Source organism: Flavobacterium lipolyticum (assembly GCF_020905335.1).
Taxonomy (GTDB): domain Bacteria; phylum Bacteroidota; class Bacteroidia; order Flavobacteriales; family Flavobacteriaceae; genus Flavobacterium; species Flavobacterium lipolyticum.
In genome coordinates, this window is the sequence record NZ_JAJJMN010000002.1 from 1239201 (window position 1) to 1264076 (window position 24876).

At 36.3% G+C, this 24876-nt stretch carries 22 protein-coding genes; 6 read left to right on the forward strand and 16 right to left on the reverse strand.

The window, feature by feature from the left end; translation table 11 throughout:
• Positions 1 to 13 precede the first annotated feature (13 nt).
• Positions 14 to 454, reverse strand: coding sequence for a hypothetical protein (locus LNQ34_RS21720; protein ID WP_230001204.1), 441 nt, complete (start codon positions 452 to 454; stop codon positions 14 to 16).
• Positions 444 to 1586: an AAA family ATPase gene (locus LNQ34_RS21725; protein WP_230001205.1), complete on the reverse strand. Its 1143-nt coding sequence runs from the start codon at positions 1584 to 1586 to the stop codon at positions 444 to 446. The genes LNQ34_RS21720 and LNQ34_RS21725 overlap by 11 nt, the downstream gene beginning before the upstream one ends.
• A gap of 315 nt (positions 1587 to 1901) precedes the next feature.
• Here LNQ34_RS21725 and LNQ34_RS21730 point away from each other — a divergent pair, with 315 nt between their 5' ends.
• Positions 1902 to 2951 (forward strand): restriction endonuclease, encoded by a 1050-nt coding sequence (locus LNQ34_RS21730; protein WP_230001206.1) that lies wholly within the window; start codon positions 1902 to 1904, stop codon positions 2949 to 2951.
• Between the two features lie 128 nt (positions 2952 to 3079).
• Complete coding sequence (locus tag LNQ34_RS21735; protein WP_230001207.1) at positions 3080 to 4219, forward strand: hypothetical protein; 1140 nt, start codon at positions 3080 to 3082, stop codon at positions 4217 to 4219.
• Positions 4220 to 4346: 127 nt separating this feature from the next.
• Here the strand turns inward: LNQ34_RS21735 and LNQ34_RS21740 are convergent, their stop codons facing one another.
• The 10 genes from LNQ34_RS21740 to LNQ34_RS21785 form a co-directional block, all read right to left on the reverse strand.
• Positions 4347 to 5783 carry an RES family NAD+ phosphorylase gene (locus LNQ34_RS21740; RefSeq protein WP_230001208.1) on the reverse strand — a complete coding sequence of 479 codons (1437 nt, stop codon included), beginning with the start codon at positions 5781 to 5783 and terminating at the stop codon, positions 4347 to 4349.
• A gap of 75 nt (positions 5784 to 5858) precedes the next feature.
• Entirely contained in the window at positions 5859 to 7781 is a 1923-nt protein-coding gene (locus LNQ34_RS21745) for an AAA family ATPase (RefSeq protein WP_230001209.1), read from the reverse strand.
• A 341-nt stretch (positions 7782 to 8122) separates the two neighbouring features.
• The gene (locus tag LNQ34_RS21750; RefSeq protein WP_230001210.1) at positions 8123 to 9913 is read right to left on the reverse strand and encodes a hypothetical protein; all 1791 of its coding nucleotides are present in this window, start codon (positions 9911 to 9913) and stop codon (positions 8123 to 8125) included.
• A complete protein-coding gene (locus LNQ34_RS21755; protein ID WP_230001211.1) occupies positions 9913 to 12069 on the reverse strand; it encodes an AAA family ATPase in 2157 nt (718 codons plus the stop codon). Before LNQ34_RS21755 ends, LNQ34_RS21750 begins: the two co-directional genes overlap by 1 nt.
• A complete protein-coding gene (locus LNQ34_RS21760; RefSeq protein WP_230001214.1) occupies positions 12066 to 12716 on the reverse strand; it encodes a hypothetical protein in 651 nt (216 codons plus the stop codon). Before LNQ34_RS21760 ends, LNQ34_RS21755 begins: the two co-directional genes overlap by 4 nt.
• 194 nt (positions 12717 to 12910) lie before the next feature.
• Positions 12911 to 13381: a JAB domain-containing protein gene (locus LNQ34_RS21765; RefSeq protein ID WP_230001216.1), complete on the reverse strand. Its 471-nt coding sequence runs from the start codon at positions 13379 to 13381 to the stop codon at positions 12911 to 12913.
• 228 nt (positions 13382 to 13609) lie between these two features.
• Complete coding sequence (locus LNQ34_RS21770; protein ID WP_230001217.1) at positions 13610 to 14926, reverse strand: PcfJ domain-containing protein; 1317 nt, start codon at positions 14924 to 14926, stop codon at positions 13610 to 13612.
• Positions 14923 to 15303: a PcfK-like family protein gene (locus LNQ34_RS21775; RefSeq protein ID WP_230001218.1), complete on the reverse strand. Its 381-nt coding sequence runs from the start codon at positions 15301 to 15303 to the stop codon at positions 14923 to 14925. The genes LNQ34_RS21770 and LNQ34_RS21775 overlap by 4 nt, the downstream gene beginning before the upstream one ends.
• 29 nt (positions 15304 to 15332) lie before the next feature.
• Positions 15333 to 15692, reverse strand: a complete 360-nt coding sequence (locus tag LNQ34_RS21780) for a DUF7222 domain-containing protein (protein WP_230001219.1) — start codon at positions 15690 to 15692, stop codon at positions 15333 to 15335.
• Positions 15693 to 15727: 35 nt separating this feature from the next.
• Entirely contained in the window at positions 15728 to 16117 is a 390-nt protein-coding gene (locus tag LNQ34_RS21785; protein ID WP_230001220.1) for a single-stranded DNA-binding protein, read from the reverse strand.
• A 212-nt stretch (positions 16118 to 16329) separates the two neighbouring features.
• Between LNQ34_RS21785 and LNQ34_RS21790 the strand changes: the two genes are divergently transcribed.
• Positions 16330 to 17901 (forward strand): hypothetical protein, encoded by a 1572-nt coding sequence (locus LNQ34_RS21790; RefSeq protein WP_230001221.1) that lies wholly within the window; start codon positions 16330 to 16332, stop codon positions 17899 to 17901.
• A 70-nt stretch (positions 17902 to 17971) separates the two neighbouring features.
• Here the strand turns inward: LNQ34_RS21790 and LNQ34_RS21795 are convergent, their stop codons facing one another.
• The 4 genes from LNQ34_RS21795 to LNQ34_RS21810 all read right to left on the reverse strand — a co-directional run bounded on the left by LNQ34_RS21795 (position 17972) and on the right by LNQ34_RS21810 (position 22023).
• Positions 17972 to 18130 carry a hypothetical protein gene (locus LNQ34_RS21795; RefSeq protein ID WP_230001222.1) on the reverse strand — a complete coding sequence of 53 codons (159 nt, stop codon included), beginning with the start codon at positions 18128 to 18130 and terminating at the stop codon, positions 17972 to 17974.
• Between the two features lie 225 nt (positions 18131 to 18355).
• Positions 18356 to 20332: a conjugal transfer protein MobC gene (gene mobC, locus LNQ34_RS21800; protein ID WP_230001341.1), complete on the reverse strand. Its 1977-nt coding sequence runs from the start codon at positions 20330 to 20332 to the stop codon at positions 18356 to 18358.
• Positions 20333 to 20350: 18 nt separating this feature from the next.
• Entirely contained in the window at positions 20351 to 21643 is a 1293-nt protein-coding gene (locus LNQ34_RS21805) for a relaxase/mobilization nuclease domain-containing protein (protein ID WP_230001224.1), read from the reverse strand.
• Positions 21631 to 22023 (reverse strand): plasmid mobilization protein, encoded by a 393-nt coding sequence (locus LNQ34_RS21810; RefSeq protein ID WP_230001225.1) that lies wholly within the window; start codon positions 22021 to 22023, stop codon positions 21631 to 21633. Before LNQ34_RS21810 ends, LNQ34_RS21805 begins: the two co-directional genes overlap by 13 nt.
• Positions 22024 to 22382: 359 nt before the next feature.
• Here LNQ34_RS21810 and LNQ34_RS21815 point away from each other — a divergent pair, with 359 nt between their 5' ends.
• The 3 genes from LNQ34_RS21815 (at position 22383) to LNQ34_RS21825 (ending at position 24826) form a co-directional block, all read left to right on the forward strand.
• Positions 22383 to 22676 (forward strand): hypothetical protein, encoded by a 294-nt coding sequence (locus LNQ34_RS21815; protein WP_230001227.1) that lies wholly within the window; start codon positions 22383 to 22385, stop codon positions 22674 to 22676.
• Positions 22677 to 22945: 269 nt separating this feature from the next.
• Positions 22946 to 24481, forward strand: coding sequence for a MauE/DoxX family redox-associated membrane protein (locus LNQ34_RS21820; protein WP_230001228.1), 1536 nt, complete (start codon positions 22946 to 22948; stop codon positions 24479 to 24481).
• 87 nt (positions 24482 to 24568) lie between these two features.
• On the forward strand, positions 24569 to 24826 hold the full coding sequence (locus LNQ34_RS21825; RefSeq protein WP_230001229.1) for a hypothetical protein: 258 nt from the start codon (positions 24569 to 24571) through the stop codon (positions 24824 to 24826).
• The last annotated feature ends 50 nt before the right edge of the window (positions 24827 to 24876 follow it).

The following is a 24876-nucleotide window of genomic DNA, read 5'->3' on the forward strand; positions in this document are numbered from 1 at the left end:
TTTCTGACCCGGTTTATTTTGGAACATATTTACATTGCACACTTTTGATTTCTAAAAGTCTTCCATGTTTTTTCGCAAAAGCCTGTTTTAAATTATTTGTTTCTGCTCCTGATAAAGGGTTTCTGGAACTCACAATAAAACCGAATCTTTTCTCTTTAGGAATTCTAATTACACTATCTTCAAAAATATTTATTGTACTTATTATTTGATCTAAAGCAATCTTAACATCCTTTCCTTTTAATTCTACAAAATAAAAATCATTGTTAAAGTATCGAACAAAACCAAAATCACATTTTTGAACTTGTTGCGAAGTTATTAAACAATTATCTATTCTAATTTTTGTAAAATCTTCTTTTGAATCAATTTCAAATCTTTTTCCATTTTCAGAAGCTACTTTACTTTTTGAACAACAACCTTGATTTGCTATAATTAATTCATCAAAACTATTGTGCATATCGTAACTCTGTTAATTTGTCAAATTCCTCAGAAATAATATCTGAAACTCCATCAATTGCATTTGTATCTATACTACGAAATTCTTCATTTTTAATAGAATATATTTTTCCATCATTTTTAACTTCATACACGGAAATATCATCATAATCTATCCATTTATCTTCCGATACAATTGAATTTATTTTTTCTCTTAGATCAAGATGCTCGTTAAATGTGTTTTTTGCAAGCATCAAGGTATCTAGAGACGAAAGTACATATGGACTATGAGTTGTAATTACGACTTTATATTTAGTAGGATTAACACCTGTAATTATATAGTCAATTAATTTTTTTTGTTTAATTGGAAATAGATTCAACTCTGGCTCTTCTATTAAAAAAGATAATCTTGGTTCAATTCTTCCTCCTAACAATTCAAAATCCAAAACTAAAAGCAACGGGATCAACGACTGAATTCCACTGGAAGCCTGAACAAGAGAAACTTCTATTTCTCTGTTATCCCCGATCCTTACAAAATCCTGATTATGTCCATTAAAAAAATAAGCAATATCAAATTCTGGATATTTTTTCGTTCGTATTCTCTTTCTGGCTACTTCGAATTTCCCAGCAAAATCTTTAAAACAATTTGGAAGAGCCACATTATTCGCCCAAAGGCCTGATATAGAAGCACCTACCAAAGAAGTCAAAATTCTCTCCGCAGGAATATATATATTTTGTCCTCTCATAGATAAGGAACGAATAGCAATCTGCATTTCTTCATTTGACTCTATAATATTTTTATCTTTTACAAAATATTCGAGATCGTCTAATGTCATTTTCTTTCGGGAATCATTCAATACTGAAACTTCATTTCTAAACAATCTAATATGTAAATCAGTATCAAAGTAATCAATTATACTATTTTCACAATTAAAATCAATATTATAATTCTCAAGTTGATCTCTAAACGATGCAAGAAATTCTGAATTGTCGACTCTGTTATTTAAAACATTTGAAAATTCTCTAAAAATTGAAATCAGCTTCGCCAAAACACTTTTTCCAGTAGAAGTATCTCCAATAAACACAACATATTTAGTCAAATCTATTTCAGCTTCTTTAATAGGTCCAAAATTTTTAACTATTAATTTTTCCATGTCTTATTTTGTATTTACAATGTAAATATAACAAAAAAACCGAGTCATTTCTGACTCGGTTTCTCAATACTTAGTACTAATTACTTAATACTTATTTCACTTCTTCAAAACTAACAAATCCTCTATATCAACAACTTACAAATATATGGTACAAATAAGGTACAAAATAAATCCAATTTATTTCTAGAAAACAGGTACTGAATAGAAAAAACAAAACTATTAAATGAAAGATTTTTCCGCTCATCTGACTTATATTAGGACAAAACTCTATTATTTTTACAAAGTTATTTTATAATAGTCCTTAAAACAATTTAAATGTCCTTAGAAAAACACATAGATTTTAATCAATTAACCCCTGATCAGTTCGAAGAGTTATGCTTCGAGCTTTTGATTAAGCATGGCTTTACATCGATAACCTGGCGACAAGGTGGAGCCGATAATGGCAGAGACATAGAAGCAGATTTATCCATTTCGAATGGGGTGCTTGGTACATTCAATGAAAAGTTCTTTTTCGAATGTAAGAGATATGAAAAAGGGGTTCCTCCTTCTGAACTAAATTCAAAAATAGCATGGGCTGATGCAGAAAAACCGCAACATATAGTATTCTTTATTTCTTCGTACCTTACAAACAATGCCAGAGAATGGCTTGAAAAAGTTAAGAGAGACAGATTTTACAAAATTCATGTTATCGAAGGAAAGAGATTAAGTAAATTACTTGCCCAGCACGATGACCTGATTTCAAAATATTTTATAAGAAACAAGTTTATTAATCTTTTAGATGAAACAATAAGTAAGTGGACTCTACATAACCTTACACCAAATTTTTGGACTTACTATTATCTTTTAGATAACCTCGACAAAGAGTCGCTGACTACCAACCAACTTGTATATCTTTATGTTTTATATTTCACTAACTATTCTAAATTAGAGGAACTGGAAAATGAAATTTATCATGGAATAGAAATTTCAGATCACATAAATGAACTAAGTGAAATACTAAAGAAAAAACATTCATGTGACCATTCGGTTTTGATTGGCGAATTTGATTTTGATACCCTAAGTGATGAAGGCTATCTAAAAGCGGACGAGGAAAGCAACTTAAAATTCAAATATGATTTTATTGCTTGTGAGGCTTCAACAAAACAACCAGATGGAAAAAGCTACAAATTATGTTATTATCTATTTAGACGTTTATCAGAAAACGAAAGTATTGAAATAATACTTCATCATACTTCGTCATTAGATTTTAAAATCCGCTACTCCAACAGCTATAATTTTGAGCAATTCAGGGAAGCTCTAAACCTTGTCAACTTACGTCAACCATTTCAAGATGAAGTTTTAGTACTTAGTAGTAATATGAAATAGAATTAACTTCAGACTTTTCATTACTTCGTTTAATTTCACTGTTAGCTAATTAAATACAGAACATAAGGCAGAAATATATGTTTTTTTTTATATTTACTTAACACATTTTCACCAATCAAAATCAATAAATGCTACACGATTACGAAAAAAAGACTTTTGAAAGAATACAAACTTTACCTCAAGGATTTTATCTTTCTTATGATAATGACGAAAATGTAGTTCTTTCGATTAAAGCAGTTGCCGGTGTAGTTACTTCTATTGTAAAGGGTTGCCCTATCACTTTATATTTAATTAAAGATGAAAAACTGACTACTTTGTACATTATGGATAATCCACAAATGCCATTATATTTTAAAGGCCTGGATTTTACGGACAAACACAAAGAATTCCCAAATTTCGAGGAAGTTGTAATAGAGCTGATCAAAGCAGAAAGTTTTACATTAGTATTGTTGAACGAAGCAAATTATCAAATTGCAAATTCAAAAATCAACAAAGCAAATTCAATTAACATATTTAAAAAATGGCTTGGAGAAAGTGAGCAAGTTTTTGAAATCACACTGTCAAACACTAGCTTAAAAACTGAAAACATGCCAATGTACATTGATTCATTTCAAAATAAAATATGGGATAACAAACTAATTCACAACAAAGCATATTTTAAGTTTGATGAGTACACTATAGATGGAAAACATGGATATCATCAAGAGTTTTCATTTAGAAATATACTTTCAATTTACTATGAACCAAATAAGGAATTATTTCATTCTATCAAAAAATCAAATGGAGAGGAATTTACAGATTTCGTTCTAATTTATGAAAAAGCGGTAGTACTAATTGAATCAAAATACACTATCAGCTCTAAACAAACTATGTTTAATAAAGCTATAAGTAAAGCAGTAAAACAGCTTGCAAATGCGGAAAAAACAGCAATAGAAAAGCCAGACTCCATTGCAGACCCAAACGTGCGACAGGGGTTGTCAAATTTTGAAGCCCTTTTAAAAATATGCATTTTTTATGACGATGGAAGAGATTTATCAAACTCTTTTAAAAACATTTCTACAAGTTTTACCCCTGAAACTTTACCTCTTTTTATATCTATAGATATTTTTTATCAATTTGCATCCTACCTACAAATTCATAATGAGAATTATAAATATTATATAATTAAAAATCTGCTGAAAATTAGGGCCGAGTACTCAAAAAGAAATCAAATCATTATAATTAATGGGTTTAATATTAACACCGGTGCAATCGAACTTGTTAGATAGAACTTACAGACCTGCTACTGCTATCAAATTTCTATCAATCTCCCAAATTCCGACTTTTGTAAGACATAACATATCTAAATATTTTTTTATATTTTCTTCAAAAACTACAAATCTTTTTGATATTGTTTTACTTATCTTCGACTTCATCAGATGAAATTTTATACTCTGTGTGATTAACATCGTATACTACGCTTTTAATTTTCACAGACTTAATGTGCGAAACTCTAATTGAATCCAAATCAATTGACAATGTCCCTTCTCTAAGATCAGTATCGTTTTTTCCCCATTCTTGTCCGGGCAAATCCAAAGGAAAATGTTGGGAAGCTTTATTAGAATCTGGCTTTGATGGCATTCGTACCCAAACTCTATAATCATGCACTAATTCCTCACCATCCCAATCCATAAGGCTTACTTCAATAGAAGAACCATTGATAACTTCTGGAGTAATCACTTTGGAAGCAGAGTGAAATAAAGTAACATTAAGCCCTCCATCGGATTGAGCCGAAGGAAATATTATTCCATCAATTCTAAACTCTGATGCTAAAAATTCTGCAACAACTTGCGTCGCTAAATATTCAGCATGTTCGTCATCTGGCATTACCGGTTTAGTCAATCGCTGACTTAATTTTTTTAGAAACATTATGTTCGTGATTCGACGAGCATAGCTTTCATCAAAATAACTTCCCTCTATGTTTGTCAACTTGAGAGCGCTTAAATCGAGTACCTGTAATGTTCGCTTAATTTCAAAACGTGCTACCGCTACCTTGCAACCTACTGGAGGTCGAATTTCTGCCAACGCGGTTTCAGGATTGAACGATCCATAAAAAACTGAAATGCCTCTTGAGTTCATTCTTCCCGCGGTGGCATATTCTGAAGGTGGTGGACCAATTTCTTTATCGGGAAACTCTAACGCGAATTTAAGCTTTTTATCAGATTGAAATGCCCTTGCCCTAAAGAGATATTTCAATTGATTTTTAGGTCCAATTTTACGCACCACTGGTTTTCTTTTATGAGTATGTAAAGATTCAATGTCTTCAAAAATTGATTTTAGAAGCTTCTCATGATTTTTATTAAAAAAGCGCGTTCTAGTCTTAAGAGTATGCTCAAAATTTTCCCACTGCATCTGCCATTCAAAATCATCATGACCTTTAATTTCGTATGATGAACCGCTTTCAAACTCACTACTTTCACCCATTTCTGCTGCTGAATGATCATAATGTCGATCCGCCAATATTTCTTGAACATCTGCCGCCATTTCTTCTTCAATTTCTGCGGCATCCATAATTGCTTCAATTACCGGCATACCATTATTTTCCCAACCAGAATTTTGGAATTGATAAAAAGGCCAGTTTTCTAGAGGATTTTCCGGTGATTGTATGAAATGATGTTCAAATGCAATCTCTATTTTATTAGCTAAATCAATTAGTGAAAAACCTTCAAGCCCATCATTTTCACAATAGGAACATCTGATTTCTGAACCAGTGTTTTTTATTATATTTTTTAAATGATTTTCACCTACACAATCATAACAAATATATTTTTCTGTACTAGTATCCGAATTCATAACTACTCACATTTTAGAAATAAATTGATATTGCGGCTTTATATATAAATAATGAGCTCTTGATAAAAGTACTCATTAAGATGCTGTAATTGCTTTAAAAAGCTGAATCCACTTTTCAATATATTCTTTTGGAATAGCATCTGTTTTTTTATTTTTTAATTGTGTCTTAGCAGCCATTGATACTACCACTTTCCAACCTTTTTCCAAGATAACTCCGTTAGCTAATGCAAATTCTTCAATTTGACTAACAATTGGTCTTGCCGGCGTGTAACTATCTTCAAAATCTACTTCATCTAAAGAATTAAAAAGTTTGTCAATAGCTTTTTTCAACAACTGATAAGGTATCAAATCTTCTACTTCAGTTTGCTCAGTTCCGGTATATGCTTTCACTTCCAGTATTCTAGTTTCGAATCCCTTATATAATCCATCCAACAGCCTTTTCTTTGCATCTTCTCCACTTTTATCAGAATCTAAGATTATATGTGGCAAGTCATTTGCTTTACTTGATATCATACTAACCACTCCTGGTACTCCTTTTACTCCACCTGACGGTATAAATACAATTTCCTGTTCAGGAGTTAAAAGCGATTCTCGAATCAAAAACCCTTTAATAGCACTGAGATAAAATTGGTCAGATGGCCCCTCAACCACTACACCCTGACAACCTTGTAAAAGAACATCTGAAACACTTAATCCTAAAGCAGCATGAACTGCATAAATGGATTTTTCATTCAGAGCATCACTACCTTGTCTTAAATTACTTGATACGACTGTATATCCATCTTTGTCCATATACACTACTCTACATCTGTCAATATTAGAAGTATCGACAATAAATGGAGAATGAGTTGTGTTAATAATTTGATTATCCTCAGATAAATTATTAAAGAAAAGAGCAAGATCCTTTTGTGCTAAAGGATGTAAAGTAAGTCCAGCTTCGTCAAGTAATAATATTGCATCTTTGTGTTTTTCTTGACTCTCTACGAGAAAAATCAGATAAAAACTAATAAACCATTGCAATCCTGTACTTCTAAGTTCTAATGCTACTTCATCTGTCCTGATACTATCTGAAACCCAAATTCGAAAATAATCGCCATCTGCTTCAAATCTAAATTTATATTCACCTTGTTTCCACCATTCTCTAAATTTCTTAGTTAAATCTCCAGACGCTGATTGTAAAAGAATACTACGTTCTTCTTTATCATTTTCTGCATCTTTAATTTCAGCGCTCGTGGGTTGTACATTTGTATGTCCTCCATTACGTTGAATTGCCATTTCTTTTGGATCTTTTCCTAATTCTAAGATTTCTTGTGGATCTAACTTAACAAAGTCAAAAAGTACTCTCAATGTTCTAACTTGGTCTTCATTTATTTCAATACCGCTTACACTTTGACCGTTAAGCCATTTAATTACATTTGGAAGATAGATTTTGGATGATAAATTGCCATAATTTGAATAATAAACGAAAGACGGTAATACATCTAGAATTGCCTGATGTAAATCTGCATCTTTATATGGAATAATAGTTAATTCTTCTTGTTTTAGTTCTTCTTCACCCTCTACTTCTGCAGCTTCTTCTCCTTCAAAAATTTCGATGTTAGCTTTTTCCATTTTCGTTGATATTGGATTACCGCTCGGAAACTCGAATGTATAATGTCGATCATAATAACGTCTCACAATAACAGATTTATCTCCTTGTAAATTACATTCAATTTTGGATTCAATATAGGCTATGCTCTCATCATCAATTTCAAACTCAGCAGTTATAAATCCTATGTCTTGCGGAGTTTTTCGAAAGGTACTTAATTTAGAAACTGGCATATCGTGCAAGATATCAATACTTCCTTCTCTAGCAGGGTTTAATTTCCATAACGCTAAAAGTAAATTTGACTTTCCTGCTTCATTTATTCCTACCAATGTGGTTACATCATCGCAATCAATCCAACCACTATCAACAACTGACCGGAACTTTTCTACTTTATATCTTTTTAATATCATATTTAATAAATTTTTGAACAGGTTTGTTTCTTATTTTTAATCCAGAAGGATTGATCTTTTTAGAATTTATATCTTTTTTGTAAATGGCAAGAAAGGTAAAAGGACTTTTTCTACGAAAGAAATCGAAACAAGAAAACAAATTTTACAATCACACACAATACGTATTTTTACTTGATTTATTCTAAAATAAAATTTTCACATCAATATCTTAAAGAGTTGCAAAAATTAATTAGGAAAAGAATCGAGACATCCATTTATTGTCAACTCAAAAAGAATGTCCGATTCTTACTTAATTGTTTGTTTGACTTTACACTTCTTAATTTAGACTGCGTAACAAGGTACTATTTATAGGTGCTTTTCGAACTTGGTCCGGTACGGTTTCCCGGTATCACCGCTGAAATCACGAAATCAGGATAACTGACGGCCAGATTTGTTGAGGGTTTCAGGTGATGGATTCTAAACCAGTCTTTAAAATTAGCAGGCGCTTCTTTGGCTTTATCACTGAGCTCAAGGAGAACAAAAATTCCCAGCTGGTCATATCCGGAGGTATAGGTCTGGGCCTGTGCAATATAATTCTGCTCCAAAGCGGCCTGATCGGGTCTGAAGAGTGATTTCTTTAATTCGATTGGGATGGTAATAATGTCTTTTTGATAAAGTATATCCACACGCCCTCCGTCAACAAATTTTGCTCTCTCGTGCCCAAGCCCGTCCGCAATCTGGGAATGCTCGAAAAAAGAAATCATGCTCTCCTGCAAATCCTGCTCGCTGGCATCCTGTCCTTTTCCGTTTGTTTCTAACTTACTGTAAAGGAATGGAAAACGGCTTTTATCATTAGCTACAAAAGTGAGTCTGGCATATCTGATAACCTCTTCCAGTATTTTCAGAAATGCCGTTTTTCTCTCCTGATCGTAATTTGTAAGAAGGGAATCTATCTCTAATGACAGGGCAAGATAAACCTGCTCTCCATAAATGCTTCCGGTCTTAAAAGGCAGCTTATTGCTGATGTCATTCTTGAGAAGCTCCGCAATTGCTTTCTCCCAAGGCAGGTTTTTATTTATTATCTTCTGGTAGGCGGCAATTCCGTCGTCTCCAAATTTCTGCTGCAGGGAAATCAGAAGCTCGTAATTTTCTGGATTGGACTGCTCAGCATCGGGGAAAAACCCCGTTATTTTATCTATAAATTGTATAAGGTCTTCTTTAGCTGCGGATTTGAGCTTATTGAGCCTTATCTTTTCTGCCTGAAGATGGACTTTATAAATATGGGCTTCTACTGTACTGAAGAAATTGTCATCAATAGTTTTCATGAGCCCTTTGGCGTTACCATTGAAACTCCGGTATAAGCCGATCTCTGCATTGAGATTCATCAGAACGCGAACATTTGTGCTGAAGTCCAGCCACTCTTCTGATGAGCGCAGCATATCATAACTGGATTTGATATTTCTGATCATTTTAAAAATCAGAAAATCAAGCTCAAGCCCGTACCTTTCATAAAGGTTTCTGAGGAGCAGTGACTTTTCAAGAGCCGATAATTTTTCATCTGAATCTGTGGCATTATCAGCTATGGCGGCCAGTATCCATTGTAGCAGCAGCAGATAATAAGCCGCATCGTCACGATTTTCCACTGAATCTAATGCTGCCTGAAAATACCGCTGTGCCTGCTGAAGGTTTTCGATCAGCTCTTTTATATCATCGCCGTCTATATTTTCCGAAATGACGAACAATCCCAGACATATCAAACACTGGCTGGCTATATCAGCATTGGGGCTATCAGAAAGCCTTTTAAGGTTTTCCTTTGTCTGAGCCGTGAATACTTCTGGAAAATAGGGCAGATATTTCAGGCTTATAACCAGCAGTTCCTCCTGATCGCTGTTCAAAAAATCATCAACCAGCCCGGCAGTTTTAAATCTGTTGGCCAGCATTCCCGTTAAGGTCAGGTCACTGATAATTTTAAAGCAGGAGCGTCTTACATAGAGGTTTGGAGAGTTCTCTGCTCCCAAAAACAGAACATCGGACAGCTCCGATGCGCTTAACTGACTGGCCTCATCACCGGTGTAAAAGTTATCTAAAAACAAAACCTGCTCAAAGATGCTTCCTGTTTTAAAAAGGTCTGAGTGTTTCTGATAATTATCCATTAAAAAACAAATTCATCTGCGTTTTTCATAAAAGTGCGCTTTTTATCGGTGATCTCAGAGAATTCCCTTAAAGCAGAGCCCACAAATATCTGCAGTTCATTTTCAAATCTGTCATTCACATTTTTAAAAATTTCCGCTAGCCCTTTAAGATGCTGGGGCACCATTTCTTCGCTTCCGGGCGAGTCAAATATCAGAAAGCGCGGATGTCTTCCCAGACTGTGTTCAATATCGAGCTGGATCAGACTGAGATAAAAAGCCAGTTTTGCCCTGAGTTTTTCCCCTTCGCTTAAGTCATTAAAGCCGATCTGCACTTCATTCTGGGTGTATATCAATTCATATTTTTCATTAATGCTGACCTTTGTAATGCTTTTCAAACCAAAGGCATTCACTTCTTTGAGTATGAGTGTCTCCAGTTTTTCTAAAATATCCTGATTTAACCTGCTTCTTTTTTTTTCCAGCGAAGAGAGTGCAAACTCCAAAACAGCTCTTTTTAGATTCAGGCTTTCAAACTCTTCCGAAACTGGGCTGATTTCGGCGCGCTTTATTTCTTCAAGCTGGAAATCCAGCACGGCCTGTTCCTTTATAAGCTGTTCCTTCTTTTCGAGCTGCTCTTTGTGCTTTTCACGTTCTCTGCCTATCTGGGCAATATGTTCTTCTATTTCACTCATTCTTTTGTTGTCTGCTTCGGCAGATGGAAGCGAAGAAATCTTTTCATTGTAATTTTCCGCATTCTTTTTTGCCTCGCCTATAAGTACTTTTTTCTCATCGAGACTCTTAATTATTTTTTCCAGACGCTGCTGATGCGTTGTAATTTCCTGCTGGATCTGAGCTGATTTCTGGTCGATTTCATCCTTCTCTATCTTCTGATCCTTTGGTTCTTCTCCACACAGGCTGCAGACATGATACTCTTTCTCCTTTTCCTTTTTAGTCTCGCTTACTGTGATTTCACAGTGCGGACAAGACTTAATATCCAGATTGGTAAAGAAGCTCTGAGACTGGCTGTAAAGCTCCATGTTCAGGACCTGCCTTTGAAGCCTTACAATTTCCGCTTCCACTTTCTTCCGGTCGCTCTTCAGGTTATCAGATTCATCTTCAATACGGTTTTGCCTTGATTTTTCCCCTTGATAGGACTCAGTAAGTTCTCTATGCACTTTTCTGACTCTGGCAACCCTTTGCTGAACTTGGGCATATTCCTCCAATAAAGGGCGCTCCTGAAAAATAATTGCTACATTATCGATTCCTGTCTGCAGTTCCGCTGTTACTTCGTTATATCTTTTCTCAAGTCCCGCTTTCAAAGATTTGGCCGTATCGGCCTTTGTTCCGCTGACAAGCTTTAGTTGTCCAAGACTCACATTCACGAGGTCCTGCTGCACTTTTAGCATATTTATAGGATAAGTGAGTGGCAGTCCCAGAACCATTTCGAAGATTTTTTTTCCCTGCAGTCCAATGCCTTCCTGTTCGAAGAATAAATGCTTGTAATTACTGGATTCCAGATAAATTGATTTAAAATAGGTCGCCCAGCTCAGACTTGAAGTATTTAGGTCAACTGAATCCTTTGCGCTGTTTTTCTGGGTAAATTTCAAGACATAATATGAAAACTGCTCAAAAAAGAAACTCTGGAGTTTCTCTTCAAGTTCCAGTGCGCTTCTAAAAGAAAATTCAACCTGTTTATCCAGCGTATCGAGCTTAAATCCGCTTTTATAACTTTTGTACTGGTCAATGCTAAAACGGTAAAGGCTCCCCCTGTCGCGCCCGGTGCGATCAATATGGCAGGTATAAGTCACTTTACCTACGGTAAACTCCAGCAGAATTTCCTCTATCCAAGGCTTTATGTCTTTTTTGATGCTATCCTTTCCGGTAAGGGCAAATTTTATGATCTTGAATACGGTTGATTTTCCTTTCTGGTTATCGGCAATCCAGATATTAATTCCGCTGTGGAAAGGCTGGTCAAAATTTAACACAGCTCCGGAATTCCTTATCCCTGAAAAGACAAGCCTGTTCAGACGGAGCGCTTTACCTACAGAAGCCGGACTGTCTTTGTTGTAGCTTTCTTCCAGAAAAAGTATATCTTCTATTTCCTGAACAGATAATTTATCCTCGAATTGTTTGTAAACAAAAGCAACAAAGTCCCTGTAATTAATATCTGTACTGCTCATAATAACTGTTTATTAAATCTCTGCTCATAGGCGTTCCTTACTTTTGCATTTATATTCTGAATATGGCTCTTATAGGAGATATTGCTGTACTCTGCATAATTATATTGTCTGGTTTTGAGCTGGGAGCCCGTAAAGTGTCCGAAATATTTTTTAATAAGTTCACAGCGCTGGAAATACCACTGCACTGCAGGAATTGTCTTCAGATGGCTTTCGATCCTTTCGGCACAGTAACGGGTAACGTAATAATTTTTATCATATGTTTTTCCATCAGTTCTTCGTCTACTTTCGTGTTTAAGAAAACCAATGCTGACATGAAAGGCTACCGCTTCATCAATGCTTTCATAAGCCCCGTGGAAAAATTTCTCCATTTCTTCCACCCTTAGCTGGGGTTCATTATTTAAATAAATGCCTTCAATAACAGAACTTACTTCCTCTGAGGAAATAACATTATCGGTATCCGTCAGATCCATGAGTTCCATTGAAAGGAAATCGGGATATCTGAGCAGAAAATCCAGCGCCTGAATTTTTATTTCAGTGCGGAACAGTCCAAAATAAGGGGAACCGCCATCCTGGCTGCGCTCGCAGAAAACATACAGGATTATTATGATGCGCAGCCTGTCCCTGTATTTTCTGAGAAAATCCTCCATAAGATAAATAAATTACAAATAGTGTTTTTAAATAAATTAAGATTTTTCGCTAATATATAAATTATTGGCTATGTATTTAAAAATTAAATGTGTAATAAATCACACCAAATCGAGTGCCCAGTTTTAAAAAAGCGAAATTGAACAGGATGCTATTCCGACATAGAGCGCCTAAACACCATAATAAACTGAAGGCGCTACAAAGCGCCTTCATCTACAAAGGAATAATAGGTTTCGGGAGTAATGATAATATGATCCAGCAGTGTGATATCCATAATTCTGCCTGCTTCTTTTACTTTATTAGTTATCTGCTTATCCGCCTCAGAAGGCTTCACCTGTCCTGAGGGATGGTTATGAATCATGATCAGTGATACTGCATTGGCTTTAATTGCTGCAGCAAAAATCAACCTGAGGTCAACTGAAGTGCCGGCAATTCCTCCCGATGATACTTCGTACATGCCCAATACCTTATTGGACTGGTTCAAAAGCAGGATCTTAAACTCCTCAAAAAATTCGATTGTATCTGGATTCCAGAACTGGAGCACCAGCTGGTAAACTGTTTTGGAGGAACTAATATAAGGTCTGTCTGATGCTTTTACTTTTGTTTTGTAGACCAACTGTATTTCTGCCACCTGATTCCAATTTTGAAGTGTTTTTGAAGTTTCCATGATTTCTTAAGTTTAAAAATTAATAATGGAACCTGCACCGGGAATGAGAAAGCGAGCGAAAAAAGCAACGCAATAAAGCAGGTTTTTCCGCCTGCATTTATGGGGGAATTTTTTTCGGCGAACCGACTTTCCTTCCCGAACTTTGTTTCGGAATTAAGCCTGAACCCCTAAGGCAATATCCCCGCCTGTAAGTGTCTGCTCGCCGATATTGCACAAAAAAGCCGAAAACTAAATTTCGGCTCTCTTTTCTTTTTTGTTTTGAAGTCGCTTCTTTATCTGATAGAGGTTCTGATGAAGAAGCTTCAAAATCTGCTTATGATGCGGGGAAACCCTGTTTTTGTCTCCCCTGCACTGCAGAACCTCAAGTGAGGGAAGCGCCACCTCTATGGTCTCCACAGGCTTGTTCTCGAATCTAGCCGACAGGATAAGGGAGTTTCTCTTCTTGTAGTATTCATTGGCAAATACGCAGTGGCGGAGCATATCGCCCTGTTCGAGAAAATCTTGCACACTTTCCATCACGCAGATGGAAAGATTCTCACGAGTGAACTCCAGTCCGAAAAACTGTTTCTTCTGCTCTTTATAGCCAATCTGGGCCTGCTGTATTTCTTGGCGAAGCTCTTTTATATGCTGACGCCTTTGGATTATGCGTTTTCTCTCCACAAGCCTGTCGTGCACCTTTTCCAAATTCTCAGGACATACATTATCTGCATTATTCAAATCCTTTTTGAACCATCTGAGCAGGGAGATGTAATCTTCCCACATTGTAAAATCCTTTACCTTGTAATGGTTCTTAGCGCAGGTTTTGACTGCCTGCCAGTTCTCTCTTATGTGCTGTGAGTGCGAAACTAAATAATGGGCAAGAAAATCGGTCTGTCCTGTCTTTAGGAGCGTCTCTGCATGTGAATCTTTCAAAAGGGCGGTAAAGAGAATCTGCGGAGCAATGCCGTAGAAACTGCCCTTGAAGCCGTTTCTTTTCAATACCGAAATCGCCTTTGAAGATGAATAAACCTTATAAGGATTAATGCGGTATTTTGGGGAACTCTCAAAACTTTTCGGGCGGATTTCAAGGGAAGTATAATATTTCCATGCATCATAGGCCTGCGAGAAAACATTGGTGCCGAGAGAAAGCGTTCGTACCTCCGCTTTCACGTTTATCCAATGCTGCATCACTTCCTTATGAAAATAAGTCGGCATACAGTTCTTTTTCATGTCCTTGTGCGAACAGATGATGCGCACCACCTGAAATCCTCCGCACACATCCAAAACAGCAAAATATTCTATTTCTTTGAAATGCACCTGATTATATTGCTGCATTTTCAGCCTGCCTCTGCATGCTGTACAGTTGATATACTTTTGGCAGGATGCTTTCTGAGCATCAGGCTTCCACGAGTGTGCACAGTCAAGGCAGTGGAATTTCCCTCTTGAAGGCACGCCCCATTTGATGAAAATATTTCTCTCTGCCCAAACCTGCATCTTTTGGGTTATAGGGGCAAGGGTCTCACTCAGGGACACAATCTGCTTTTCGATGATGGTTTTAGGTATCATAGGTCAAAAAGTGTCAATGTTCTTGATTCGGCTTTGGGAGCAATGACTGCCGTTTTTACTACGGCAGTATTCTGCGGAAGTTCGGGCATAGTAGTAAACAAATCAGCCTTTGCAGGCGGACTAGCCACTACCCTGCAAATAATTGGATGAGGCTGTCCGATGCTGTCATCGGTGTAGTATTTGACCGCCATGTCAAATATTTCCTGATTGTCAAAGGCGCACAGTCCTGTTTTTTTTACCTCGCCGAAAATGTAATTGCAACAGTTTTCCAAGTTTTTGGATTCCTTGGCGAAGTCCTTTGCAAAGACAGCATCGGCAAGGGCGGTCTGATTGAGGTAATTTTCTATAGCGGTCTTAAAGTTTTCTGAAGCTTTCATAAGACATGATTTAAGATGAAACAAAAAGTTTATTCAAAAGAGGTTCTGTAGATGTCATAACAGTATTCTTCAAAACAGAGCCAACACATAAAGGTGTAGTGAGGCAGATCGTAGCGGTCTTTTACAGCTTCCCCAAGGAAATCTTCCATTTCTTTTCTGATGTCTTCCAAATCGTCTAGATGTTCGATGTAGAATTTTTTACAGTCGGCATGATAAATAAACTGGGATATCATACCGCTGATGCATCCCCCTTTCTGCATGTCTTCAAGGAATGCTTTTAGCTGTTCTTTTTTTGTTCCTTCATAGGACTGCATTTCTAAAAGGACAATCCTTTGGAATGCATCGTGAACTTCATACTCGGCGTATATTGATTTTTTCAAGGCTTTCATAACTCATTTCTTTAGGCTTGTATAATTGATTCGAATTAAAAAGGCAGGTCGTCAGGCTGTTCCTTTTTGCTATTTTTGGCGGGAACGGCAGAAGCCTGCAGGGGCTGAGAATCTGAGACAAACACCAATATTTTGATGTTGCTTGTGTGAAAAGTGAGGCTTGCTACAGCCTTGCCCTCAGAATTTATATAGGCGTTCACTCCTACTCTTCCGTAGAGTTCCACCATTGCGCCTTTTTTGAGCCATTGTGCAACACCTGCGCTGAGCCAATACGAGCACTCGATATAGGTGACTATTTTTGTTGTTTCTGTACTTCCTTTGGCTTTGTAAGTATCGTTAACTGCTATAGAGAAGTTTACCACCTCCCTGTCTTTTGCTGTTTTGGCAACAACTGCATCCCTTGTCAAACGTCCCGTGATTTCCATGATTTCTAAATTTTAAGTGATTACTTGTTTTAAAATTCTTTTCCCCTGCCTTTCCCACAAAATGTTTTCAAAAGAAAAACGGAAAAAAAGAAAGCAGTAATAAAGCGGGCATCAAGGAAACGGAGGGCTATAAGTCCCGGAGGGCGGCAGCGCCGTTATGCGCCTGCAGGATCCGGCGCACGCTAACTTGGCTGCCTTTTTATCCGTTTCGAATGAAAACTGTAATCTCTAAAAACTTGATTATATTTGATTTCAAAAAGATTGTGCAGGCAGTAAAAAACTGCAGAGATTTGCTAACTAAAATGCAGGATATGGATAAGGGAAGCCAGAAGAAAATACATTTCAGAAGTGGTATAGATACTTCTTTACTAGCGGAAAAACCAGAACATTCATGGACCAACATCCTGCCGCAAAGGTATTTTAACCTTATAGACCGGGATATCTATTTTACCCGGATTCTTGAAAACCAGAAAGAAGGCAAAGTCGAACTCCAGAAGATGCTTGATGAGGCAAGAAAGGTTATCTTTTCGAAAGAAGAGCTCATATACTGGTTTCATAAGATTAAAGAAGATTCCGTACACGAAGCTGAAAACATACTTATCAAACATGAGGCGTCCTTTTTTTCGGAGGAAAAAGACATTGATTTTGAAAGGATAGGATTTCTTATAGGCACTTATGAGGAAGCTGAAAAATTCCTGTCGATAATGACTGCAATTGAACCTATAGAAGACGAGAGGGCGCATTATTCCCTACTAGACGAACTTGAAAAAATTGATGAACAATTTCTCGAGACAGATGAGATCCCTGGCTACTATAACGTCCAGACCCATCCAAAAATCAAGCTTAGAACGCATCAGCTGAAAGATTTAAGGCACGACTGGGATGAAATGCTGAAAAAGCATGCTGATTCTGAAAATACATTTGAAGGATTTGGAAACATTGCCTATCTGCTGGATCAGTATCATACCGAATTTGTATGGGCAATATATCAAACAAAGCCAAGAGGAAATATTAAAGCGCTTCTGGACTTCCACTACAATTCATTCAGCAGGGAGAAAGTCCTATTTCTTAACCATATAGAATTCAGGATACTCCCGAGATTGGTAAATATTACAGGTACGAGCCATAAATTGTATGAGGGATTATTTTATGAATGGCTGAATGAAAAAAGAGAAAAACTCACAATTGAGGAGAAGGATTTTTTATTAAGATCCGTGCTCAGCGTATGCATGACATTTCTGGATAATGTTTTTGAATATAGAAAATCCAAAAGTGAGAATAAATATAATATACTGATACGCAATTTTTTGAAGCACGCACTCAGCAGCCGCAATTGGAGTGTAAAAGACCAGTCTATGGGAGGAACGACGGATCCAGCAACTGAATCCAACACTTCGGGAATTGCCTTCAGAGACATTATAATTGAGAATGAACATTCAGATCATATATCGGCTATGGAATGCCTGAGAATAAAATCTATTCCAAGAGATGAATCGACAGATACAATAATAAGGGACCATCTGGTAAAAATTTTCCGAAATGAACCTCTTGGAATCAGCCCTCTATTTATAGTGGTGTACTGCGAGAGCAAATCTTTTGAAGAAACCTGGAAAAAATATCAGACTTATATTGAGCAGATAGATTTTGGAAAATATCAGAGTCTGGGCATTGATAAAGAATTTGAAATAGATACCCCAGCTAATTTAAAAATTGCAAAAATAAACCACTTCAGAAGTTCAAAAAATGTTGAAATTTATCATTTATTCATAAATATGAATCCTTAATGAGAGATCTTAATTAATTTTTTATCTGCAAATCAAACACTCCAGCGATAATAAAAACCGGCTATGAAATCTAATCTTTTAGTGTTTTAAGCAGTGTACTGTAGATTGCCGCAGTCAGATTTTCGTTTACTCCATACTGCAGGACGTGTGGCTTCCAACGGTTGACGGTCTGGAATACATCGGCTATGATACCCAACATCGATGTATTCGTAATTGTATGATATAGCATTCTTAATATACATAATTAAGGGCTTAATGCGTAAAATATCATTCAAATTTAAAAAATTTTAAATAATATTTTTAAATGAATAATCATTACAGTTTAATTTTTTATCATTGCCTACTAATAGAAAATTCATCTACGGATCTTAAAGCTATTAAATCAGATTTAAATGTTTATTAAAATATTTAACCTGCAAACTACCATCATCCAAAAATTTCAAATAAAATAAAACTATTTTTTTAAAACCAAATACACCAGTGCGGGATCATTCAGTAGGCGTTCCATTTCGGAATGAATTATATCCTGAACATCCTGTTTTATCTGCAGATAATTCCGCTGAATCATCGCATTATTAAGTTTACGAACCGGGGGGATTTCTTTGTAGTTTTCCATTTCTTTTTTGAGCGCTTTATGATCATTAATAATTTCACTATGAAAAGTTTTAAGCTCAATTTTACAGTCCGGGTCATCTGCTACCATACCCACAAATTCACCAGAACTCAGCCCTGATATTTTCGAAGGGGGCACAGCCGATTCCAATTGTTTTGAGCGGCTGACAGAAGTGTCGGCACTGTTAATGGAAAGGCTTTCCCTATCCTGCATAATTTTTCCGAAACGTTCTGATAATTGTTTGGATGTATCCCCTGTAACCTGCCCGCTTATAATATTTCCAACAATATTCATAATTACATCTGCCTGCTCGCGCCCGTAGTCTTTTCGAAGCTGGCTGAAATCCTGGATTCCTAAACAAGCCGCTACTTTGTTACTTCTGGCTGTTGCGATCAGGCTGTCCATATTGTTAAGATAAATTGTCGGGAATTCATCAAAGATGAGACTGGATTTCATTTTCCCTTTTTTATTTACAAGTTTCACAAGACGGTTTACATATAGAGATAAAACAGCCCCGTAAATCTGTATTTTCTGAGGGTTGTTTCCCATGCATACAAGCTTAGGTTCATCGGGGTTATTGATATCCAGAGTAAAATCATTTCCTGATAAAACATAGTATAACTGTGGGGAGGAAAGTCTCGCCATAGCGATCTTTGCAGTAGCAATCTGCCCTTCCAGCTGGTCTGTGGCTTCTTGGAGGTAAGCATTAATAAAAGGGTTTATCAGAACCTCAATTTCCTTCTCTGTTCTGAGCAGCGTAAAGAGACTGTCGTAATCAATCTGCATGAGTTCAATGACATGAGGCAGGGTGCAGAACTCACCATCTTTATATTTCCTGAGATACCAGATTACGGCCGATAAAAAATTGATCGGAGACTCTACAAAAAAGTCCCCCTGCCTTTTAATCCATTCCCTGTTAAGCCCCATCAGAATAGTCCTTGCTGATTCCGAAGCATCTGTTATATCTTCCATGCTCTGAGGATCCAGCGGATTACACCTGTGCATAATCTTATCAAAATTTATAAAGTAACATTTGGGCAGGATTTTATAAGCCTGTTTATTATTTTCAAAAGTATTATAGACGATCTTTGACAGGTCATCGTACTTGAAATCATAGACAAACATACTGAAGCCTTTTTTTATATGCTGGGTAATAACATGACGGATCACAAAATAAGATTTTCCAGATCCAGGCGTACCCAGAACCAGCAGCGCACGAAAAGGATTTATAATATTTATCCAGCTGTTTCGAAGTTTCTCTTTTAGATAATATCTGGCAGGCAGATTAATAGAATATTCATTCTCCAGTAGTCTTTCTTCCTGGGGAAAAGTCTCATTGAGCTTATTGAAAATATCCTTGGGGTTCAGCCCGTTTTTTATAATCCGAGAAAGTAGGGTCCCCCCGGAAAGCATCATCAGAAATCCCGTCGAAGTAATTACAATATAAACTATTGCTTTATACGTCTGCAATGAAAATAACAAAAGTGCAAAATAACTTATAAAATAAATGAGCATTCCAGAAATACAATAAGCAAAAGCAGTTTTGTAACTGAGCTTTTCATTTTTTCTTCCTTTTGCACCAATGAGCGAAATCGCGAGAAATCCAAGGGCAAAAAATTTCGATTTATGAAAATTATCAAATAATCCCGCACGATAAATACCTGCTAAAATTTTATCGGTAAACTCACTTACCAGCTGCCACTGGTTGAAGGCTGAATAACAATAATAGTAAAAGTGAATCATCAGAATGATAATCCCTATGAGTCTTGTCATATCAAGAATCTTTCTCAGTGCCTGTTCATTTTCTCCCGTCTGCATTCCCATGATATTAAATTTTTATTGATTATCTGACTGCCCTTTTCTTTTTCTCTTCCTGCGTTTTGATTTAAGCTGATTGGGCAGGTAAGTCTGTACGGATTCCATCCGGGTCAATACATCCAAAACTTTAGCCAGAGCAGTATCGAAATTATCCGTTTTACTAATTTCAAATAAATCTTTATTCGATATATTTCCCTGTATTTCAACTTTGGATTTTATCTTTATGTCCTTATCGGAACCCTGCAGAGTTTTACCCCTTAAATTACAGCGTTCTTGTACTGCCTTTGCGCTGTACTGTTTGCCTAAATCACTTCCATTAAACACACATTTTGTAGTATGATCCACATAGGTGATGCCGTAAATCAATCCGGCAGCACTTTTTCTTGAAACAATATTAATCCCTTCTTTTTCGAGCAATTTTCCGAGCTCGGAAAATGAAATACTTTTATTAAGAAACGCCAGGTCGACAGCATTCTTTATCCTGTTTTTCATCGATATATCACCGTTGCCGACGGACATAAATTTTTGTTCTAAAAATTTAAGAGTCGGCTTATTATAAAAGTCACTGGCTTTAATAGGAACCCCGATAGGTTTTCCATCGCTGTCAAGTATGCGGTACACCAATCCTTCTGCTTTAAAAATCCTTGAGTCTTCAGATCCCCGATCAGCAAAAACATTGTAAAGCTTGAGCACAGCATTGAGTTCAGAAAGACTTGAATATTTATAGGTTGAAAGCACTCCGTCAAGCACTGCTGCAATCGCTTTTTTTGACTGCATTTTTCCGTATGCAATCTTCTGAAGACTGACAGGTTTAAGTACTTTATTTATATTATTTTTACGGCCCTGAGCGGCCACTAAAGAGAACATCTTCTCTATTTCTTTGCGGGCTGTTTCAGACTGGTTCCTGCCAATATTGTGCATATCGATCCTGCTTCCATCCTGCTTAACCTTTATGGACACCAGATGAATATGCGGGTGCCCCGCATCATGGTGGCGGTATACCAAGTAGGGCTGCTCGCCAAAACCAATTTTCTGCATATAGGCATCTGCAATCTGCATTAATTTTTGGTTGGTTAAGGAAATTTCAGAGGGATCAAAATTCAGCGAAATATGTACACTATTGCGCTTTACATTCTCATTTAAAGCATTTTGATTGAGCAGTCTGCTGAGCTTCATTGTAATGCTCATTTTATCGGCTTCAAGAGGATAATTCCCCTCACCTATGCACTCCGCTGCACCTTGTTTTACCTTATTTTCATTATAGTTGAAAATGTTATGCAGTGAATTTCCGGTCTTAATTACTGCAACCATTTTCGGGAGATTTTCTCAATATATTTATTTATCTCTTCTACCTTATTGAAAAGTATTCTGCGCTCCAGTTCATAAGTGATAATCCAGGTTTTAAATTCCGCAATCTGCTGCAATGTATGGAGCTTTTTTACGGCCTGATTAAAGTTGTTTCCTAACGCTTTAAGTTCAGTTCTTAGTCTGATAATCTCAAACATAAATTCATCTAAGGACTGATTGCGGTAGTTCGATGTGATGGGTTTATTGAATATAATTTTCCTTAGATAATCACTAAGTTTTCTGCAGGTGCTTGCCTTCCATTTTTTTTCTATTTCTGCATACTCCCAAGGTGTAAAACGCAGGCCTACAATGCGTGTTCTGTTTGAATTTTCCTTTTCCATCATCTTTCATTTTCATTATTTTCAAACTCTTTTTCTTCTTTCAGTTTCACTGCTCACGAGTTCCGAGTAAAGAGCAGCCAGATTCGGTTGTTTAACAACCGGACATCTGGCCGATTGCAGGAACGTGGCAATCTTTAAACTATTTTAAATATCATTTTAGAATTTCTGCATTTCTGCAGATCACTTAAATCAAATCACAATAGACACATTCTTAGAAAACATCTAAGGACTGTTTCTAAAACTATACGAAGTTAAGTAAGCTCTAGCTATTCAGCCCATCATGGACATATTATGTCCATGATAATTAAAAAGTCTATTTATACTTTTGTGTTAATAAATATTAATTTAAAAACGTGAAAATTATGATGACAACAAATGATGTAGCAAGGGTTTTTGATACTATACTTAGTATTCCCGGGATGAATGAGACGGTAAAGATTGATTTGAAAATTTCACGCAAAAATGTACTGCTCCTAAATCATGTGATTGAGCGTGGGCTCACGGCGCCGGATGATGAAAAATCATCTATTTTGGTTTCTGCAATCCCTAAGGAAAACCTTATGGATTTAAAACAGCTTGCAGAGGAGTGCCTTCAAAAAGCAGGTCTGGCAGAACTTCGTGAAAAGCTGCAGAACCTCAACCAATCCGGAAAATAAACTGATTTAAAATTTACCGGACTTAATGCCAATAAAGAGAAATCTTATTGGCATTTTTTTTCGTTCTTTATCTATCTAAAACTTTGCTTTTTTTTGTTTTTAACTCACAATTGATTGTTTTTGAAAAATACCGGCTTGTTTTAGGTAACAATTACAACCTGTTGTAATTTTGCCTCAGTTCTATTAAGTTAAATATTTATCCTAATCAAATAAATTCGAACTACTGCAGAAATCTCCAAACAATTGTTTTAAATATACCTACAGAAATCATGAAGTTAAACAGCAACCTAGGCACTATTGCCAAAGAAATAATCTGCCTCCTGTATGTGATGCTTTTTGTGTATGCAGCTGTAAGCAAATTATTGGATTTTGAGAATTTCCAAGTACAGCTGGGACAGTCTCCATTATTAAGCGCTTACGCCTCTTACATATCATGGATGGTGCCCACGATCGAGCTATTAGTTGCCTTTCTGCTCTTTATTCCGAAATGGCGCGATTACGGTCTTTATGCCTGCCTGTGTTTAATGACTATGTTTACGGCATATATTTATATTGTCTTGAATTACAGCTCTTTCGTTCCCTGTTCCTGTGGTGGGATTTTAGAGAAAATGAGCTGGAATGTTCATTTAGTTTTTAATTTTTTTTTTGTTGGATTAGCTGTCGTTGCAATTGTTTTGAATTATAGATCTAAAACTGAAAAAATTAGTGTAAAAAACAAATTCTCACCAATTAAAGCTATTCCGATTTTCATATCCTTAAGTATAGTTATTATTATCGCTTTATTTGTCTCTTCGGAAGAAATCATGGAGCACAAAAATCCATTTATCAGGCGATACATCAAACGAACTGTACAGCTTGTCCATTCCAAAGATTTAATTTATAATTCTTATTATTTTTCCGGAAGCAGTCCAGATAAGCTTTATTTAGGAAATTACACCACGCCATTGCAAATCATCTCGATTGACACCTCATTCAAGTTTCAGGATACACACTATATAGAAAATAGTGATCCTAAAATTCATTTTCGCTCTATCAAGATTTTAGTTAGGGAAAAATATTTTTATCTAATGGATGGTAGTGTTCCAAGCATATCAGCGGGCAGTACTGAAGACTGGGAGATTTCCATTAAATTAAAAGGGCTTCCTTATTTTACGACGGCGGAACCCATTGACACATCATCTTTTATATTCCGCAACAACAATGGGATAAAATCGGCCAACATTCTCGGCATTTACACTGCAAATAATGAAAGGAAAATTCAGTATAAGCCAAGTCTGCTGAAAAAGCAGATCGATGGAATTTTTGACACCGACGGCATACTACATTACAGCAGTAAAATGAAAAAGGCTGTGTATGTTTATTTTTATCGTAATGAAATTATAATGGCAGATAAAAATGGAAATTTAGCCTATCGCAGCAAAACAATTGATACTTTTTCAAGAGCAAAAATCAAGGTGTCCTATCTCAAAAACGAAACTGTCCGTAAGATGTCCGCACCACCTCTTACGGTTAATTCACTAAGTACGCTTCATAATAATCTATTGTTTATAGAATCGAAGATTCCAGGCCAATATGAAGATCCTGCTCTTTGGAAACACGCTTCGATAATAGATGTTTATGACATCTCAAAAAAAAGTTATGTTCTGAGTTTCCCAATCTTTAAAATAGGAGATGACAAGCTTAAATCCCTATACTTAACTGATAAGTATCTTTATGTTTTAATTGGCACAAAAGTTTTGATGTACGAGCTGAAAGAGAACCTTAAAAATGCTATGCAAACCGATCAACACACATCCATTGAATAATTTATAAAAGTATACCGGCCGGTGCCAGGAAATAAGATCGAACACCTGTAGAAAATAGTAGATCAAATAACCTTAATACATATTATTATGAAAACCACATTTTTAAAATCGACAATGCCATTTGCACTTGTTGCAGTAATGGGAATTTCGGGCGCTTTTTTGACCACTTCGATGCAGAGCGCATCAAAGCCGCCTGCTCCGGGATACATTAACAGCACTACAAAGCCTTGTGATGTTCCTGTAAACTGTGACAGTACTCCCAAGCCACAAATTTGTGAAGCCAGTGGGCAACAGGCTTTTGGGAAAGCCAACAATTGTCAACAGGTGCGTTATCGTTTAAATTGATTAACAAGATCTCTAAATGCAATGCAGTTCTATATAAGAACTGCATTGTT